This is a genomic window from Rhizobacter sp. LjRoot28 (assembly GCF_964253025.1).
Taxonomy (GTDB): domain Bacteria; phylum Pseudomonadota; class Gammaproteobacteria; order Burkholderiales; family Burkholderiaceae_C; genus Rhizobacter.
On sequence record NZ_CAXUQC020000001.1, the window covers coordinates 4612727 to 4628406 of the forward strand.

General features: G+C 68.7%; 13 protein-coding genes. 5 read left to right on the forward strand and 8 right to left on the reverse strand.

Annotation, left to right across the window (positions count from 1 at the left end; translation table 11 throughout):
* Window positions 1–3: 3 nt before the first annotated feature.
* From gdhA to ACSQ2F_RS21175, 5 genes are all read right to left on the reverse strand, one after another.
* Window positions 4–1347: an NADP-specific glutamate dehydrogenase gene (gene gdhA, locus ACSQ2F_RS21155; protein WP_436026212.1), complete on the reverse strand. Its 1344-nt coding sequence runs from the start codon at window positions 1345–1347 to the stop codon at window positions 4–6.
* 186 nt (window positions 1348–1533) lie between these two features.
* Window positions 1534–1968, reverse strand: coding sequence for a DUF3597 domain-containing protein (locus tag ACSQ2F_RS21160; protein WP_436026213.1), 435 nt, complete (start codon window positions 1966–1968; stop codon window positions 1534–1536).
* 155 nt (window positions 1969–2123) lie between these two features.
* The gene (locus ACSQ2F_RS21165; protein WP_436026214.1) at window positions 2124–2702 is read right to left on the reverse strand and encodes a DUF937 domain-containing protein; all 579 of its coding nucleotides are present in this window, start codon (window positions 2700–2702) and stop codon (window positions 2124–2126) included.
* Between the two features lie 146 nt (window positions 2703–2848).
* Window positions 2849–7075 (reverse strand): PAS domain S-box protein, encoded by a 4227-nt coding sequence (locus ACSQ2F_RS21170; RefSeq protein ID WP_436026215.1) that lies wholly within the window; start codon window positions 7073–7075, stop codon window positions 2849–2851.
* 102 nt (window positions 7076–7177) lie between these two features.
* Window positions 7178–7963 carry an exodeoxyribonuclease III gene (locus ACSQ2F_RS21175; RefSeq protein ID WP_436026216.1) on the reverse strand — a complete coding sequence of 262 codons (786 nt, stop codon included), beginning with the start codon at window positions 7961–7963 and terminating at the stop codon, window positions 7178–7180.
* A gap of 11 nt (window positions 7964–7974) precedes the next feature.
* On the opposite strand from ACSQ2F_RS21175, the gene pyrE reads away from it, so the two are divergent.
* Complete coding sequence (pyrE, locus tag ACSQ2F_RS21180) at window positions 7975–8652, forward strand: orotate phosphoribosyltransferase (RefSeq protein ID WP_436026217.1); 678 nt, start codon at window positions 7975–7977, stop codon at window positions 8650–8652.
* Window positions 8652–9350: a DUF4124 domain-containing protein gene (locus tag ACSQ2F_RS21185; RefSeq protein WP_436026218.1), complete on the forward strand. Its 699-nt coding sequence runs from the start codon at window positions 8652–8654 to the stop codon at window positions 9348–9350. Before pyrE ends, ACSQ2F_RS21185 begins: the two co-directional genes overlap by 1 nt.
* Before the next feature lie 98 nt (window positions 9351–9448).
* Here ACSQ2F_RS21185 and gatB read toward each other — a convergent pair whose 3' ends face one another.
* Genes gatB through gatC form a run of 3 tightly spaced genes read right to left on the reverse strand, consistent with a single transcriptional unit; the run spans window position 9449 to window position 12691 of the window.
* Window positions 9449–10900, reverse strand: coding sequence for an Asp-tRNA(Asn)/Glu-tRNA(Gln) amidotransferase subunit GatB (gene gatB / locus ACSQ2F_RS21190; RefSeq protein ID WP_436026219.1), 1452 nt, complete (start codon window positions 10898–10900; stop codon window positions 9449–9451).
* A gap of 7 nt (window positions 10901–10907) precedes the next feature.
* The gene (gatA, locus tag ACSQ2F_RS21195; protein ID WP_436026220.1) at window positions 10908–12395 is read right to left on the reverse strand and encodes an Asp-tRNA(Asn)/Glu-tRNA(Gln) amidotransferase subunit GatA; all 1488 of its coding nucleotides are present in this window, start codon (window positions 12393–12395) and stop codon (window positions 10908–10910) included.
* Window positions 12392–12691, reverse strand: a complete 300-nt coding sequence (gatC, locus tag ACSQ2F_RS21200) for an Asp-tRNA(Asn)/Glu-tRNA(Gln) amidotransferase subunit GatC (RefSeq protein WP_436026221.1) — start codon at window positions 12689–12691, stop codon at window positions 12392–12394. The genes gatA and gatC overlap by 4 nt, the downstream gene beginning before the upstream one ends.
* Before the next feature lie 305 nt (window positions 12692–12996).
* On the opposite strand from gatC, the gene ACSQ2F_RS21205 reads away from it, so the two are divergent.
* The 3 genes from ACSQ2F_RS21205 (at window position 12997) to mreD (ending at window position 15558) form a co-directional block, all read left to right on the forward strand.
* The gene (locus tag ACSQ2F_RS21205) at window positions 12997–14040 is read left to right on the forward strand and encodes a rod shape-determining protein (RefSeq protein ID WP_056663273.1); all 1044 of its coding nucleotides are present in this window, start codon (window positions 12997–12999) and stop codon (window positions 14038–14040) included.
* 82 nt (window positions 14041–14122) lie between these two features.
* A complete protein-coding gene (gene mreC, locus ACSQ2F_RS21210) occupies window positions 14123–15043 on the forward strand; it encodes a rod shape-determining protein MreC (RefSeq protein ID WP_436026222.1) in 921 nt (306 codons plus the stop codon).
* Window positions 15040–15558 (forward strand): rod shape-determining protein MreD, encoded by a 519-nt coding sequence (gene mreD / locus ACSQ2F_RS21215; RefSeq protein ID WP_436026223.1) that lies wholly within the window; start codon window positions 15040–15042, stop codon window positions 15556–15558. The genes mreC and mreD overlap by 4 nt, the downstream gene beginning before the upstream one ends.
* The last annotated feature ends 122 nt before the right edge of the window (window positions 15559–15680 follow it).

Here is a 15680-nt window from a genome sequence, read left to right on the forward strand (position 1 = left end):
TCCTCAGACCACGCCTTGCGCCAGCATGGCGTCGGCCACCTTCACGAACCCGGCGACGTTGGCGCCGTCGACATAGCTCACGCTGCCGTCCTCGCGCCGGCCGTGGCGCAGGCAGGCCTCGTGGATGGAGCGCATGATCTGGTGCAAGCGGCTGTCCACCTCGTCGCGCGACCACGACAGCCGCATGGCGTTCTGGCTCATCTCGAGCCCGGAGGTGGCCACGCCGCCGGCGTTGCTGGCCTTGCCCGGCGCGTACAGCACGCGAGCGGACTCGAACACCTTCACCGCCTCGAGCGTGGACGGCATGTTGGCGCCCTCGGCCACGCACTTGACGCCGTTGGCGACCAGGGTGCGCGCGTCGTCCGCGTCGAGTTCGTTCTGCGTGGCGCAGGGCAGGGCCACGTCCACCGGGACCTGCCAGGGCCGCAGTCCCGCATGGAACGTGGCGCCGACCCGGGACGCATAGTCGCTGGCGCGACCGTAGAGGTGGTTCTTCACCTCCATGAGTTCGGCGAGCTTGGCCGGCGTGAAGCCGGCTTCGTCGACCACCGTGCCGCCGGAGTCGGAGACGGTCACGACGCGGGCGCCCATGGCCATGGCCTTCTCGACGGCGTATTGCGCCACGTTGCCCGAGCCGGACACGGCCACGCGCATGCCCTCGATGCTCTGGCCTTTCTGCTTGAGCATCTCCTCGGCGAAATAGACGGTGCCGTAGCCGGTCGCCTCAGGGCGGATCAGCGAGCCGCCGAAGGACAGACCCTTGCCAGTGAAGACGCAGTCGGCGCGGTTGCTCAGCTTCTTCATCATGCCGGCCATGAAGCCGACCTCGCGGCTCCCGACGCCGATGTCGCCAGCCGGGACGTCGGTGTCCGCACCGACGTGGCGGAACAGCTCCATCACGAAGGCCTGGCAGAAGCGCATCACCTCACCGGGGCTCTTGCCCTTGGGGTCGAAGTCGGACCCGCCCTTGCCGCCGCCCATGGGCAGGGTGGTGAGGGCGTTCTTGAAGGTCTGTTCGAAGGCGAGGAACTTGAGGATGGACAGGTTCACCGAGGGATGGAAGCGAATGCCACCCTTGTACGGCCCGATCGCCAGGCTGTGCTGGATCCGGTAGCCGCGGTTGACCTTCACGTCGCCGTGATCGTTGATCCAGGAGACGCGGAACATGATGACCCGCTCGGGCTCCACCAGGCGGTCGAGCAGGCCCTGCTCCGCGTACTTCGGGAAGCGGGTGATGTGGGGCCACAGGCTGTCGATCACCTCGGTGACGGCCTGGAGGAACTCGGGCTGGCCGGGGTTGCTGCGCGCGACCTGGTCCAGGAAATCGTGGGGCGAGGCGTATTTCATCGACTGCAAGGAAAGCTGCGTGAGCCGCCATTCTGCCTGCCGATGCACCTGAACGGTGCTTGCGTGCGATCAGCCGGACGCGAGGTCTGCCCGCCCTTCGGGCCACGTTGGTCCACTCAGCAAGGGCCGGAGCCTGCCGCGCGCCCGACTGCGCGCGCGGTCCAGGCAAGGCCCCTCCTTGTCGGCTCAGTCCAGCAACTCGGCAGGGACATTGCCACCGTTGGCTGCGATGCGGGCCAGCACCGTCTTGTGAAGCCACATGTTCATGCGGGCCGAGTCGCCCATGAGGTCGGCTGGACAACCAAGTTCGGTCGCCAGCTCCTTGCGGGCCGCCAGGCTGCTGTCGATGTCCAGCAGCTTGAGCAAGTCGACGATGGAGGTCCGCCAGTTCAGGCGCTGCGTGTTGGCCGCCGCCCGTTTCTCGAGTTGGCCGACGACATCCACCATGGGCATGGCTGCCGGCGCCACGGGAGCGGCAGCGGGCGCCGGCGTGGCCGCCGGTGCACTGCCGGCCGTGGCGCTCGGTGAAGGGATCGGGGCCGCGCCGGAGGCTTGGTCGGCGGGCTTGTCTGCGCCGTCGCGGATGCCCAGTTTCTGCAGGATGTTCGAGAAGAATCCCATGACACGCTCCCTGTGGATCGGCCGCCGGGATGGCGGCACCCTGCGGCATCATGCACGCGGGCGACAGCCTCGGGTTGCGATTCCTCAGTCCGGGCAAGGTTGCATGCGGCCGGTGAAACGGCGGGGAGTGCCGCTGCCCGGCCGGATGCACCGCCTCATCGCAGCGCCTTGCCCGCCATGTTGAGGATGTCGTCGAGGGGGTTGCCATCGCCGTTGAAGTCGAGCATCGAACCCAGGCCGCCGCTCCCGGCTGCACGGCCTCCGGAGGCCTGCCCGCCAAGCAGCCCGCCCAGCAGGCCGCCGAGCCCACCTCCTTCCGGCGGCGTTCCGGCGGACCCGCCGCTCCCCTGGCGGGCCAGGTAGCCCGTCACGAGCATGGCGAGCAGGGGCAGCATCTTCTTGAGCAGATCCGGGCTGAGCCCCGTCTGGGTGGCGGCATTCTGCGCGACCGTGCGGCTCACGTCCTTCGAGCCGAACACCTGCCCGAGCACCTCGTTGCCGGGGGCGACGTCGGTGGGTTCGGGCGCGAGCACCTTGTCCAGCAGCCCGCCGCCCCCGAGCTGGCCGAGCAGGTCGCCGAGTCCGCCCTGGGCTGGCGCCTGCTTCTTGAATCCGCCGAGGATGGCCGGCAGCAGCGCGCCCGCACCACTCGCCGCCTGTTGCTCGCTGATGCCCAGTTCGCGGGCCATCGACTGCAGGCCGCCCGTCTGGGCAAGGATGTCGGTGAGTTGCATGTGCTGCTCCGGTGGGTTGAGAACCGTCCCAATGTAAGGTCATCGTCCCCCGCGGTCCACCGATCGCCTGCGCGCTGCGGATGATGGGCATCAGCGTGCGGCGCCCCCGGTACCAAGTGGGGCGCGGTGCCGCACATCGCGCGGCTTCACGTCCCGATGGCTTCGTGTGCCGGCAGCCAGCGCAGCAAGGTTTCGTAGAGCCTTGCGGTTTCGACGGGCTTTGCGATGTGGTCGTTCATGCCGGCGGCCAGACACTCGGCGCGATCTTCACCAAACGCATTGGCGGTCATCGCGACGATCGGCAGCGTCGTGCCCAACTGCGCCCGGATGCGGCGGGTCGCTTCGAGTCCGTCGACGCCCGGCATCTGCATGTCCATCAGGACCAGGTCAAACCCGCCACGGACGGCCTGGGCAACCGCCTGTTCGCCGTCGACGGCCACCTGCACGTCAAGCCCCGCATCGGCGAGCAGGGCGCATGCCACCTCCTGGTTCACCTCGTTGTCCTCGGCCAGCAGCACCCGCGCCCGCGATGACCGGCGTCGCAACTGGAGCAGGGCGGCCGAGGGGGACGCCGGCGCGGGACGGGCCACGGGCACGCTGAGAAACGCCTGCGAGATCGCGTCGTTCATGGCCGATGCCGTGATGGGCTTCGAGAGCACCGCAGCGATCTGAACCTCTTCGGCCGCGACGCGCAGCGTGTCCGCGTCGTAGGCAGTCACGAGGATGCATGGCGGCACCTGGCCGCCGCGGCGTCGGAGCTCGCGAACGGTCTCGATGCCGTCCACGGCCGGCATGCGCCAGTCGACCACGACCAGATCGTGCGGTCGCCCGGCGATGCGCTCTGCGGTGAATCGCTCGATCGCCTGCGCTCCATCGGACGCCGGGTCGACTTCCATGCCGGCGCGTTCGAGCAAGTGGGCAATGATCTCGCGCGATTCAAGCAGGTCATCGACCAGCAGGACGCGCAGCCCGTGGGCAGTCGGTGCGAGCGGCTGTCTGTGCACCGGCCGGGCGTCGCCAAGGCCGAGCCAGCAGGTGAACCAGAACGTGCTGCCCTGGCCGAGTTCGCTGTCCACGCCCACCTCACCGTGCATCAGCCGCGCCAGGTGGCGCGTCAGCGCGAGCCCGAGGCCGGTGCCGCCAAAGCGGCGCCCCGTCGACGCATCGGCCTGCTCGAAGACCTGGAACAGGCGCGGATGGGTCTCCGGCGCGATACCGATGCCGGTGTCGCGCACCTCGAACCGAACGAGCACGCGATCGCCATCGACCGCGGCAAGCTCCCCCCGCAGACGGATCCACCCCTGCTCGGTGAATTTCACGGCGTTGGCCAGCAGGTTGATCAAGGCCTGGGTGAGGTGCTTGGGATCGCCGCGCATCCGCTCAGGCAGATCGTCGGTGTCCAGCAAGAGCTCCAGGCCCTTGCGCGCCGCGTCGTCGGCCACCATGTCGAGCGCCCGTCGCATCAGATCGTCGCGCGAGAATTCGACCTGCTCCAACGTCAGGCGGCCCGCTTCGATCTTGGAGAGGTCAAGGATGTCGTTGATGACCTGGAGCAGGTGGCGCGCCGCGTCGTCCACCTTGCGCAGGCGTTCGCGCAACGCCGGATCGGTCGCATCGCGGGTCATGAGGTGAGTCAGCCCCATGATCGCATTCATCGGAGTCCGGATCTCGTGGCTCATGTTCGCCAGGAACGCGCTCTTGGCGCGGGTCGCCGCCTCGGCCTGGTCGGCGCGGAGCGCGAGTTCCTGGTTCAGTTGCTCGAGCTGCTGTTCGGCCCGGGACAGCGCCGTGATGTCGGTGACCACCACGAGGAATCCATGCACGACGCCATCGACCACCTGGGGCACGTAGCTCGCCAGGATGCGGCTTACCACGCCGTCGGCGCGTGGGAACTCCTGCTCCACGTCACGCCGCTCGCCTCGCAGGGCCGCTCGCATGGGCTCTTCATAGATCCTGAACCGCTCCGCCCCGAGCAGTTCCTGCATGGTGATCCCCGGCATCTGCTCGGGACCGACCTCGAACCATCCGCGGTAGGCCTCGTTGGCGAAGCGGCAACGCAGGTCCGGGCCCCAGAAGCTCACCGGACCGGGCATCGTGTCGGCCATGCGGAGCAGGAAGTCCTGGCTGCGGGCCAGCTCCCGTTCGCGGTCGCGCAAGGCGGCCTCGGCGGCCTTGCCGTGGCTGATGTCGAGCAGCGTGCCCATGATGCGAACGGCACGGCCGGCCGCGTTCCGCTGCACGACCCGGCCTCGGTCCATCACCCAGACCCAGTGACCGTCGCGGTGTCGAAGGCGGCCTTCGAAGGAGTAGATGTCCATCGTGCCGGACAAGTGCAGGCGCAGCTGCTCCCGCGATGCCGCCAACTCGTCCGGATGGCTGAGTTCGATGCGCGTCTCGATGTGTGGGCGCAGTTCCTCTGCGCGGTGGCCGACGATGCTGGCCCAGCGCGCGTCGAAGGCGACGGCGCCCGTCTCGATGTTCCAATCCCACGTTCCTGCGTCGGTGCCACGCAGCACGTTCGCCAGGCGTTCCTGCTCTTCCTGCAAGGCGCGCTCGGCCTGCTTGCGCGCCGTGATGTCGGTACCGACGGAGAGGTAGCGAACCGTCGTGCCATCGCTGGCACGGACCGGCACGATGACGCTGTGCAGCCAGTACGGGCTGCCGTCCTTTGCCCGATTGCACACTTCGCCTTGCCAGAAACGGCCGGCCGTGATGGTCTCCCACAGTTCGCTCCAGAACGCCCGCGGGTGCACACCCGAGCTGACAATCCGGTGGTTGCGGCCGACCAGTTCGTCCCGCGCATAGCCGCTGACGCGGCAGAAGTACTCGTTGGCGTCGAGGATCGTGCCCTCGGGGTCCGTCGTCGAGTACAGCGACTGCGCGGTGATGGCGGTCGACAGGGTGAGGTAGTCGCGTTGGGCGGTGCTGAGCGTGGCCTCGGCCAGTTCGGCGCGCTCGGCAGCCGCGGCGCGGTCCCTTTCGGCTGCGCGCAGCCGTTCCACACGTTCGCTCGCGTCCCGAATGATCTTGGCCACGCCGACGACGTGACCGGTCTCATCGGTGATCGGCCCCAAGGCAATGGAAACGTCCAGCAGCCTGCCGTCGCGGTGGCGACGCTGGGTGTCCAGCGCCTCGATCGTTTCGCCTGCGCCCACCCGGCTGAGCAGCTGGCTGTCCTCGGCCTCCCGGCCCGGAGGAAGCAGCAGCGCGGCCAGCGGCCGGCCCAGGGTCTCTTCGGCCGGGTAGCCGAACAGCCGTTCGGCCCCCCGATTCCAGTCGGTGATGATGCCGTCGAGCGACTGGCCGACGATGGCATCGCCCGACCGTTCGACGATGGTGGCACGCCGCGAGCGCTCAATGGCCGTCTGACGCCGCTGCGCGGCGACGCCGGCCAGCAGCGCGACGGCGAAGGCCGCCAAGGTGCTGGCCGCCGCACCGGCGAGGAATACCGCGCGCGGCTCCGTGCCGACTGGCCGCGCCATGAAGGCTGGCGTCGCGCTCATGTGAAGGCGCCAGCGGCGGCCGAGCACGGTGCGCTCGACCGATGTACGCACTTGAGGCTCACCGGCTTGCAGGCCGCTGTCGAAGAACCGTTCAGCCGGGGCATCGGACTCGGGAACGTCCTCGACGGCCAGGTAGAAGAGCTTGGTGGACAAGCCGCTCGCCGCGATGAGCTCGGGTGCGACGATCGGGGCATAGGTCCAACCCCAGGGCGCGTCTCCCACCGTGGCCCCGGCCAACCACACGGGCAGCAGCATGAGGAACCCCTGCTGCGGTGCGGTGGACGCCTGCACCAGCGTCACGGGTTGCGTGATCGCGGCCGTGCCGGTGCGGATGGCAAGCGCGGCGGCGGCGCGTCGTCGCGGCTCCGAGGCGATGTCGAGTCCCATGGCGCCGACGTTGCGCTCGGTTGGCGCGACGTCGACGATCACCCAGCGCTCGAGGTCATGGGGCGTGAGTTGATGGATTTCGAAGCCGGCCCAACCTTGGGCGCGGATGCGCTGCGTGAAGTCGGACACTTCGCCCGGCGACACGCGCCGGATGAACCCCACGCCCCGGGTGCCGGGAAATTCGCGATCCAGGTTTCGCGTCTGGCTGTAGGCGAGGAAAGCGGCGCGATCGAGCCGCTCGGGCCCCAGTGCGACGATGGCCCCACGCAGCCCGCGCAATGCGCGTTCGTAGCCATTCACGCTGGACGCCAACTGTTCGGCGGCGCCGGCCGCCAGGTGCTCGAACTCCGTCTGACGTTGCGCAGTGATCGATCGCTGCTGCTGCCACGCAAGCCCGGCGCTGAGGCCGAGACCCACGATCAGGACGACCGCAACCGAACGCGCCTTGGCGGCCGAAACCTTCGACATCGTCGCGGGGGTCATCCGGGCATGGTAATCGGCACCGTCGGCCAAAGCACGGGACTTTGCGGATGTCACCTGCTGCGGGCCGGCTTTCGCCCCCGGCCTGCCAGGACGCGCGTCCGTTCAGAGGTCGAAGTCGTAGTCGATGATCACCGGCGCATGGTCGGAGAAGCGCTGGTCGAGGTAGATCGCCTCCTTGACCGCCAGCTTCGCGATGCCGGGCGTCGCCAGGTGGTAGTCCAGCCGCCATCCCACGTTCTTCGCCCACGCCTGGCCGCGGTTGCTCCACCAGGTGTATTGCTCGGCACGGTCGTTGAGCCTGCGGAACACATCCACCAGGCCCACCTCTTCCAGGGTGTGGGTCATCCAGGCCCGCTCCTCGGGCAGGAAGCCGCTGTTCTTCTGGTTGCTGCGCCAGTTCTTCAAGTCGATCTGCTGGTGGGCGATGTTGACGTCGCCCACGAGGATGAACTCCCGCTCGGCCTTCAGGCGCTGCAGGTGCGGCGTCATCAGGGCCAGGAAGCGGAACTTGGCGAGCTGGCGCTCTTCGCCGCTCGAGCCGCTCGGGAAGTAGCAGCTGATGATGCTGAGCCGGCGCTCCGGCGTGTCGAAGCGCAGCTCGATGTAGCGGCCTTCGGCATCAAATTCGGGTGACCCGAAGCCGGCGATGACCTCGGTCGGTGTCTTGCGGCTGTACAGGCCGACGCCGGAGTAGCCCTTTTTCTCGGCGAAGTGGAAATGGCCGTGCAGATCATGGAGGCGCTCGAAGCGGCCGGCCACGTCGGCCTGCTGGGCCTTGATTTCCTGCACCCCCATACAATCGGCGCCCAGGGCTTCGGCCCAGGGGACGAGCCCCTTGGTCGCAGCCGACCGGATGCCGTTCAGATTCAGTGACACCAGACGGAACAAGAAAGACTCCCATGAGCCCCACGCGCGAAGCCGACCCCCTGGCCCAGGAATTCGTGAAATTCTCGGTGGAGGCCGGCGTGCTGCGATTCGGGGAATTCAAGACCAAGGCCGGACGGCTGTCGCCGTACTTCTTCAACGCGGGCCTGTTCGATGACGGCGCGAAGCTCGGCCGGCTGGCGGAATTCTATGCGCGCCGCCTGATCGCCTCGGGCCTCGAGTTCGACATGCTGTTCGGTCCGGCCTACAAGGGCATCACCCTGGCCGCCGCCGTGGCGGTCGAGCTGGCCCGCCATGGGCGCAACGTTCCGTACGCCTACAACCGCAAGGAGGCAAAAGATCACGGAGAAGGGGGCACCCTGGTCGGCGCAAAGCTGTCCGGGCGCGTTCTGATCATTGATGATGTGATCTCGGCGGGAACTTCGGTGCGTGAATCCATCTCGATGATCCAGGCGGCGGGCGCGCAGCCCACGGCCGTGACCATCGCCCTGGACCGCCAGGAGAAGGCCACCGATGGCGGCCAGGACGCCGCCTGGTCGGCTGTGCAATTCGTGCAACGCCAGCTCGGGCTGCAGGTCTGCGCCATTGCGACGCTGAACGACTTGCTGCAGTATCTGGAAACGCAGAATGATCCGGCGCTTGCGGCCCACGGGCCGCGGGTTGCCGCCTACAGAGACAAATACGGGGTTTGATGGTGCCTTCGCCACGCTTGTTCTTCCCGCGCTTTACCCGGTGGTCCGCAGCCTTGCTGCTGGCCTGCACGGCGGGCGCAAGCATGGCGACGCCGATCTACAGCTGCGTGGACGCCAGCGGCCGTCGGCTCACCTCCGACCGCCCGATCCCCGAGTGCTCGACGCGGGAGCAGCGGCTGCTCAACTCCGACGGTTCGGTGCGGCGCGTCGTGCCGCCGACCATGACGGCCGAAGAGCAGGCCGAGGCCGAAGCCCGTGAGCGCCGCGCTGCCATCGAGCGTGCCGCCCGCCAGGACGCCATCCGGCGCGACCGCAACCTGCTTTCCCGCTTCCCCGACGAAGCGACCCATCGCCGCGCCCGTGAAGCCGCGCTGGACGACGTCGACAAGGGTGTGCGCTTTTCCGAGAACCGCCTGAAGGAGCTCGAGCGCGAGCGCAAGCCGCTGCTCGACGAGGTCGAGTTCTATGCCGGCCGGCAGGTGCCCCTCAAGCTGCGGCAGCAGCTCGATGCCAACGAGGCGGCCACCACCGCGCAGCGCTCCCTGGTGCAGAACCAGAAGGACGAGCTGCTTCGGATCGACCGCATCTATGAAGAGGAACTGGCGCGGCTGAAGCGCCTGTGGGCTGGCGCACCGCCCGGCTCGCTCGGCACCCTGCCGACGGCCACGCCCGCCGTTCGCAAGGACGCCTCGCGCTGATCGACGGCGCGGCCCGTTGCCGCGCAGGAGGGCGGGCCTTCCGACGCGGGGCCTGACATCGCCTCACGCAAAGGCCGCGGGTGACCCCGCGGCCGAACTCAGCCCAGCTTCTTCTTCAGCAGTTCGTTCACGGTGGCCGGGTTGGCCTTGCCCTTGGTGGCCTTCATCGCCTGGCCGATCAGGGCGTTGAACGCCTTTTCCTTGCCGGCGCGGAATTCCTCGACCGACTTGGCATTGGCGGCCAGCACCTCGTCGAGGATGCGTTCGAGCTCGCCGGTGTCGCTCATCTGCTTGAGGCCCTTGGCCTCGATGATCGCGTCCACCTCGCCGCCCTCGGTCCAGAGCGTCTCGAACACCTGCTTGGCGCCGTTGTTGGCAATGGTGCCGTCGGCGATGCGGGCGATGAGCGCGGCCAGCACCGCTGCGGCCACCGGGCTGTCCTGAAGGCCGCGCCCTTCGGCGTTCAGCCGCCGCGACACCTCGCCCATCAGCCAGTTGGCCACCAGCTTGGGCTGCCCGCAGGCACGCGCGGCGGTCTCGAAGTACGAGGCCATCGTCTGCGTCTGCGTCATGATGGTCGCGTCGTAGGCCGGCAGCGCGTAGTCGGCCTGGAAGCGCTCGGCCATCTTGCGCGGCAGCTCGGGCATGGCGTCGCGCACCTGCTGCACCCACGACTCGGCGATCACGAGCGGCGGCAGATCCGGGTCGGGGAAGTAGCGGTAGTCGGCCGCGTCTTCCTTCGTGCGCATGGCGCGCGTCTCGCCGGTGTCCGGGTTGAAGAGCACGGTCGCCTGCTTCACTTCGCCACCGTCTTCCAGGAGGTCGATCTGCCAGTTGATCTCGTAGTCGATCGCCTGCTGCATGAACTTGAAGCTGTTCAGGTTCTTGATTTCGCGGCGGGTGCCGAAATCGGCGCCTGGGCGGCGCACCGACACGTTGGCGTCGCAGCGGAAGGAGCCTTCCTGCATGTTGCCATCGCAGATGTCGATCCAGGTCACGAGCTCATGCAGCGTGCGCGCGTATTCCACCGCCTCGGCGCTGGAACGCATGTCCGGCTCGGTGACGATCTCGAGGAGCGGCGTGCCGGCGCGGTTCAGGTCGATGCCGGTCTGGCCTGCGTAGTCCTCATGCAGCGACTTGCCGGCGTCTTCCTCGAGGTGGGCGCGGGTCAGGTTGACCTTGTGCTTCACGTCGCCCACGAAGAACTCGACCGAGCCGCCCTGGACGACCGGGATCTCGTACTGGCTGATCTGGTAGCCCTTGGGCAGGTCGGGGTAGAAGTAGTTCTTGCGGGCGAAGATCGACAGCGGCGCGATCTTGGCGCCGACGGCGAGGCCGAAGCGGATGGCCCGCTCGACGGCACCGCGGTTCATCACGGGCAACGTGCCGGGCAGAGCCAGGTCGACGGCGGAAGCCTGGGTGTTGGGCGCGGCACCGAACTGCGTGCTGGAGCCGCTGAAGATCTTGCTGCACGTCGACAGCTGGGCATGTGTCTCGATGCCGATCACGACCTCGTAGCCGCGGATGAGTTTCGATGGGGTGCTGGACATGGTGCGTTCAGTAGCCGGTCGGGGTGCGGGCGTGCCAGTCGGTGGCCTGCTGGAAGGCATGGGCCGCATGCAGCAGTGCCCCTTCCTGGAAGTAGTTGCCGATCAGCTGCAGCCCCACGGGCATGCCGGATTCGCCTTGCCCTGCCGGCAGGCTCATGCCGGGCAGGCCGGCGAGGCTGGCCGGAAGGGTGAAGATGTCGGCCAGGTAGGTGGCCACCGGGTCGGCGCTCTTCTCGCCCAGCTTCCAGGCGACCGTCGGCGCCACGGGCCCTGCGATCAGGTCGCACTGCTGGAAGCAGGCCTGGAAGTCGTCGGCGATCATGCGGCGGAGCTTCTGTGCCTGCAGGTAGTAGGCGTCGTAGTAGCCGTGGCTCAGCACGTACGTGCCGATCATGATCCGGCGCTTCACCTCGTCACCGAAGCCCTCGGCGCGGGTCTTCTTGTACATGTCGATCAGGTCGGTGTACTGCCGCGCCCGGTGGCCGTAGCGCACGCCGTCGAAGCGGCTCAGGTTCGACGAGGCCTCCGCCGGCGCGATGATGTAGTACACCGGGATCGACAGCTCGGTGCGGGGCAGGCTCACGTCGACGAGCGTGGCGCCCAGTTTCTCGAGCTCGGCCAGGGCCGCACGCACGGCGCCGTTCACATCGGCCGCGAGCGCCGCGGGGAAGAACTCCGCCGGCAGACCGATGCGCAGCCCCTTGAGGGGCTGGCCCGCGGTCGCGCCGTCCCGGGGCGCGGCCAGTGCCTTGGCGAAGGCCGGGCGAGCTTGTTCGGCGCTGGTCGAATCGCGGGGGTCGAAGCCGCTCATGGCGTCGAGCAGCAGGGCGCAGTCCTCGGCGCTGCGGGCCATGGGGCCGGCCTGGTCGAGGCTCGAGGCGAAGGCGATCATGCCGTAGCGTGACACCCGTCCGTAGGTCGGCTTGATGCCGGTGATGCCCGTGAAGCTGGCCGGCTGGCGGATGGAGCCGCCGGTGTCGGTGCCCGTCGCGGCCGGCACCAGGCGGGCGGCCACCGCGGCCGCCGAACCGCCCGAGGAGCCGCCTGGCACACGGCTCGTGTCCCAGGGGTTCTTCACCGGGGCGAAGGCCGAGTTCTCGTTGCCCGACCCCATGGCGAACTCGTCGCAGTTGAGCTTGCCGAGCGTCACCATGCCGGCGTCGCCAAGCTGGCGCACGACGGTGGCGTCGAAGGGACTGCGGTAGCCGGCCAGCATCCGGGAGCCGGCGGTGGTGGGCAGGCCTTCGGTGACGAAGATGTCCTTGTGGGCGAGGGGCACCCCCAGCAGCGGGCTGCGTTCGCCGGCGGCGATGCGTGCATCGGCCGCGGCCGCCTGCTCGAGCGCCAGGTCGGTGTCGGTGCAGAGGAAGGCGCCCAGGTGTTCGTGGCTCGCAACGCGTGCGAGCAGATGTTTCGTCACTTCGGTGCTCGAGACCTGTCCGGCATCGAGCGCGCGGCCGAGTTCGGCCACGCCCAGGGTGTGCAGATCCTTCATTCGATGACCTTCGGAACCAGGAACAGGCCGTCCTCGACGGCCGGGGCGCTGCGCTGGTTGAGCGCCCGCTGGTCGCTCTCGGACACCGCATCCTCGCGCAGGCGCAAGGCCACGTCCTGCACGGCGGACAGCGGGGTGTAGAGCGGCTCGACGCCGCGGGTGTCGATGGCGCTCATGCGCTCGACGATGGAGAAGAAGCCGTTGAGTTGCTGCAGCATCGCGGCCTGCTCGGCGGGCTCGAGTTCGAGGCGGGCCAGGTTGGCGATGCGGCCGACGTCGTCGGGGGTCAATGCCATGAATTTGCGCTCTGGAAGGGGTCTCCGCGGGGGCGAAAACCAGGGGTGATGCAGTATTATCCCCGGTTATCCACAAGGCCTCGCCTGGCCAGCGACTGCTTCGGGTGTCACCCGTCCGAGGCGCCGCCGTATCCGGCCGGTCTTGAAACCGCTTTTGCGCTCACGCGGGCGACCGATTCGCCGGCGCGGGCTTTTGCCACTCAACGGAACCACGTCGCCAGCTTTTCGTGCATCGCGGTCAACGGGCTCAGGGCTCGCGCCGATCCCCCGCCGCACCGGCACCAGCGACCCAACACCCAATACCCATGTTCGCATCCCTGCGCCGCTACTTCTCCACCGACCTGGCCATCGACCTCGGCACCGCCAACACGCTCATCTACGTGCGGGGCAAGGGCATCGTCCTTGACGAACCCTCCGTGGTGGCCATCCGCCACGAGGGCGGGCCCAACGGCAAGAAAACCATCCAGGCGGTCGGCGCCGAGGCCAAGGCCATGCTGGGCAAGGTCCCGGGCAACATCGAGGCCATCCGTCCGATGAAGGACGGCGTGATCGCCGACTTCACCGTCACCGAGCAGATGCTCAAGCAGTTCATCAAGATGGTCCATGACTCGAAGATGCTGCGCCCGAGCCCGCGCATCATCATCTGCGTGCCCTGCGGCTCGACCCAGGTCGAACGCCGCGCCATCCGTGAATCGGCGCTCGGCGCGGGCGCGTCCGAGGTCTACCTGATCGAGGAACCCATGGCCGCGGCCATCGGCGCCGGCCTGCCGGTCTCCGAGGCGAGCGGCTCGATGGTGGTCGACATCGGCGGCGGCACCACCGAGGTGGGCGTCATCTCGTTGGGCGGCATGGTCTACAAGGGCAGCATCCGGGTGGGCGGCGACAAGTTCGACGAGTCCATCATCAACTACATCCGCCGCAACTACGGCATGCTGATCGGCGAGCCCACCGCCGAGGCCATCAAGAAGAACATCGGTAGCGCCTTCCCGGGCTCCGAGGTCAAGGAGATGGAAGTCAAGGGCCGCAACCTGTCCGAGGGCGTGCCGCGCAGCTTCACCATCAGCAGCAACGAAATCCTGGAAGCGCTGACCGACCCGCTGAACCAGATGGTCTCGGCCGTGAAGAACGCGCTGGAACAGACCCCGCCCGAGCTGGGCGCCGACATCGCCGAGCGCGGCATGATGCTCACCGGCGGCGGCGCGCTGCTGCGCGACCTCGACCGCCTGCTGGCCGAGGAAACCGGCCTCCCCGTGCTCGTGGCCGAGGACCCGCTGACCTGCGTGGTGCGCGGTTGCGGCATGGCCCTGGAGCGCATGGAGCGCCTGGGCTCGATCTTCACGTCCGAATGAGCGTCGGGTCGCCGGGCTCGCCGGTGCCTGCGAAGGCACCCGCGCCCGCGGCCTCCAACCAACTGCCGACACGGGTTCACCCATGGCTCTAGGGATGCTCGACCGGACGCCGCCGCCCTTCTTCCGGCAAGGGCCGTCGGCGCTCACGCGCCTCATGTTCTTCTCCGCGCTGGCGCTGTTCCTCATGGTCGCCGACACGCGCTTCAAGCTGACGCAGCCGTTGCGCGCGGTGATGGCCACCGTCTTGCATCCGGTGGAGCGCGTGCTGCGCGCGCCGGTGGACGCCTGGCAGTCGGGTGCCCAGTACCTGCAGGGCCTCGAAAGCGCGCAGGAGGCCGAGGCGAAGGCGCGCCAGCTGCTGTCCGCCCAGGCGGCGCGGTCGACCCGCGTGGAGCAGCTGATGCAGGAAAACCTGCGTCTGCGCTCGCTGCTCGACCTGCGTCCGGCGCTCAAGGTGCGTTCGCAGGCGGCGGAGATCCTGTACGACGCACCCGACCCGTACTCGCGCAAGGTGATCATCGACCGTGGCACCCGCCACGGGGTGGCCGTCGCCTCGCCGGTGATCAACGAGGCCGGGGTGCTGGGACAGGTCACCCGCGTCTACCCCTACAGCGCCGAGGTGACCCTCCTCACCGACAAGGAAGCCGCCATTCCCGTGCTCAACAACCGCACCCAGGCCCGCAGCGCCGCCTTCGGCAACCCGGGCGGGGCCGGCCTCGAACTCCGCTTCATGGCCAACAACGCCGACGTTCAGGTGGGCGATGAACTCGCCACCTCCGGCGTCGACGGCATCTACCCGGCCGGTGTTCCCGTCGCCAAGGTGGTCAGCGTGGACCGGCGGACCGATTCGGGCTTTGCCCGCATCGCGCTCGCGCCGCTGGCGCAGCCCGACAGCGTGCGCCATGTGCTGGTGCTGGAACCCGTGGGCACCCAGATGCCGCCCAAGCCCGCGGCCGAGCCGCCGTCGGCCCCCGCGTCAGCCCGGAAAGGGGGCCGCAAATGATGCCCCGTGGCGCCGACCAGCTGCTACTGCCGGTCAACCCGCTCTTCATGTGGTTCTCCTTGCTGGTGGCGTTCGCCATCAACCTCGTGCCACTGGGCCGCCTGCCTGCGCAGCCCGACGTGCTGGCGCTGGTGCTGGTGTTCTGGAGCGTGCACCAGCCGCGCCGTGTCGGCCTGGGCGTGGCCTTCATCTTCGGCCTCATGATCGACGTGCACGCCGGCGCGGTGCTCGGGCAGCACGCCCTGGCTTACACGCTGCTCAGCTTCTTCGCCATCATGATCCACCGCCGCCTGCTGTGGTTCGACCTGCTCACCCAGGCCCTGCACATCCTGCCCTTGTTCCTCGCGGCGCACGCAGTCTCACTGGCCGTGAGAATGTTGGTAGGCGGCATGTTCCCCGGCTGGGAACTGCTGCTCGCCCCGGTGTTCGAAAGCCTGCTGTGGCCCGTGGTGTCCTTGTTGCTCCTCGCGCCCCAACGCCGCCCGCCCGACACCGACAAGAACCGCCCCCTGTGAGCCCCGCGATGCCCCTGCTGTCCCCCGCGCCGCCCGCCCGCGCCCGCGCCAAGGCGCGCGTGGCGTCCCGACCGAGCCGCGCTCGAAGTGCGCGTCAGGAAGCGCCCACGAAGCAAAGCACT